A 2,207-nucleotide genomic window follows, 5' to 3' on the forward strand; every position below is an offset into this window, starting at 1 on the left:
CCACCCACCTGACCCGACAGGGCTTTGATGGCAGTCCACTTGCTGGTGTAGCGCTGGGCGTCGGCCATGGCGGTCTGCCACAGCTGGCGCTCTTGATCATCGGTGACCAGCGGCTCGTAGGCCTTGAAGTTCTGCGCCAGCTGGGCCTGCAGCTTGTCGATCTCCGCCTCCAGCGCCAGCATGCGCGTGGGATCTTCGGACACCAGGTGGTTGTACTCCAGACGGCGCAGGTTGAGCGACTGGGACTTGATGTCACCCAGGGCCTGCAGCGCAGGCACCGAGTTTTCGGTCACGTACAGCATGCGCTCGTTGATGTTGCGCATGGCGCTGACCGCGGTGGCGCCCAGGGTGATGGTCAGCGCCAGCACCAGGCCGAACGCCAGGGTCAGCCGGTGGCCCAGTTTGAGATTGGAGAGAAACGTCATGGATGTCTCGCTAGGTTGGGGTTGGCGCTGGGAAAGGGGGCCGACTTCAGCGCGCGCCAGCGCCGGAGAGCTTGAAAACGGAAACGGTCTGCACCATGTGCTCGGCCTGCTGGCGCAGGCCAGCAGCGGCGGCGGCGCTTTGCTCGACCAGCGCGGCGTTCTGCTGCGTGGCCTGGTCCATCTGGCGCACGGCTTCGCTCACGCGCGCCACACCGGCGCTCTGCTCGCTGCTGGCGTGGCTGATCTCACCCACGATGTCGGTCACGCGCTGGATCGACTGCACGATCTGCTGCATGGTCGAACCGGCCTGGTCCACCTGCGCCGTGCCCTGCTCCACGCGCTCCACACTGGCGTTGATGAGCTGCTTGATTTCTTTGGCCGCCTCGGCGCTGCGCTGCGCCAGGCTGCGCACCTCGCCGGCCACCACGGCAAAGCCGCGGCCCTGTTCGCCGGCGCGGGCCGCCTCCACCGCGGCGTTGAGCGCCAGGATGTTGGTCTGGAACGCGATGCCGTCGATGGTGCCGATGATGTCGTTGATCTTGCGGCTGCTGTCGTTGATGTCTTTCATGGTCTGCACCACCTGGCCAACCACCTCGCCACCCTGCATGGCCACGCGGCTGGCGCTGGCGGCCAGTTCGCTGGCCTGGCGGGCGCTGTCGGCGTTCTGCTGCGCGGTGTGGCCCAGCGTGACGGTGGTCGAGCTGGTGTCTTCCAGCGCCGAGGCCTGCTGCTCGGTGCGACCCGAGAGGTCTTCGTTGCCCTGGGCGATCTCGGTGCTGGCGGTGGCCACGGTCTGGGCGCTGCCGCGCACATCGGCCACCACGCGGGCCAGCGAGGCCTGCATGTCGCCCAGCGCGGCCAGCAGCGGCGAGAACTCGTCCTTGCCGTCGTCGCGCACGGCGGTGCTCAGGTCGCCGTCGCGCACGCGCACGGCCGCGCCCTGGGCCAGGGCCACGCGGCGGCGCAACTGGCCCGCCACCCAGGCCGAGAACGCCAGCAGCGCCACAGCGATCACCGCCACCAGCGACAGCAGCGCGGTGGACGTGGTGCCAATGGTGTCCTGGATGCTCTGGATGTCGCTCGCCAGCGCTGCTTCCTGGTAGTTCACGCCCTCGTCGAGCACCTTGAGCACTTGGTTGCGGGCCGGGATGGTTTCATCGACCAGAAAGGCAAAGGCCTGGTCGCGCTGACCAGCCTGGATCAGGGCGACGTTTTTTTCAGCGATGACCCAGAACGCCCCCATCAGCGGCGGCAGTTGCGCGAACTGCTGCTTGCCCTGTTCGGTGTAGAGGCCGTCCTCGTAGCGCTTCATCATGTCGGCGATGAGCTGGCGCTTGACGTTGATGTCGGCCAGCGATGCATCGCGTTCGACCGGGGTGCGCGCCAGCATGGCGTGGCGCAGCTGCAGCGAAGCGCGTGTCACCGCCAGCTCCATTTCGGACATGGCGTTGAGCTGTGGCGCCCGCACCTTTTCGGTCTTTTCGGCCTTGGCGCTGGCGTCGCTCAGGTTGACGTAGGCAAACGCCGCCAGCGCGGCCAAAGCCAGCGACACGGCGATGCTCAGCGTGTACAGGCGTTTGGCAATGCCAAAGCCGGTGGCATGGGTGTTCATGGGTGTTCCGATGGTTGGGGCGCCTGGACCATCCACACCCGCAGGGACGCCCGCCCATGGATGCACCGATCTGTGCGCACTGACCCCCGAGAGGGGTGTGGACTTGCGATCGTCACCACCACTATCGGCGCACCCCGGCGCATCTGAAGTGCGAAAAAAGGGTGCATTTC

Annotated in this window: 2 protein-coding genes; both read right to left on the reverse strand. The window is 67.0% G+C overall.

Features of this window, described 5'->3' with window-relative positions; all coding sequences use genetic code 11:
• Window positions 1-425: MCP four helix bundle domain-containing protein (locus ACR2JA_RS00905; protein WP_434007258.1), on the reverse strand; the 425-nt coding region annotated here is incomplete at its 3' end.
• Between the two features lie 46 nt (window positions 426-471).
• Complete coding sequence (locus ACR2JA_RS00910; protein WP_434007259.1) at window positions 472-2,037, reverse strand: methyl-accepting chemotaxis protein; 1,566 nt, start codon at window positions 2,035-2,037, stop codon at window positions 472-474.
• Window positions 2,038-2,207 lie beyond the last annotated feature (170 nt).

Source organism: Hydrogenophaga sp., from assembly GCF_051007235.1.
Taxonomy (GTDB): Bacteria; Pseudomonadota; Gammaproteobacteria; order Burkholderiales; family Burkholderiaceae_C; genus Hydrogenophaga.

Coding starts and splice junctions, on each gene's coding strand:
- ACR2JA_RS00910 (WP_434007259.1), bottom strand. CDS start 2,037: ATGAACACCCATGCCACCGGCTTTGGCATTGCCAAACGCCTGTACACG.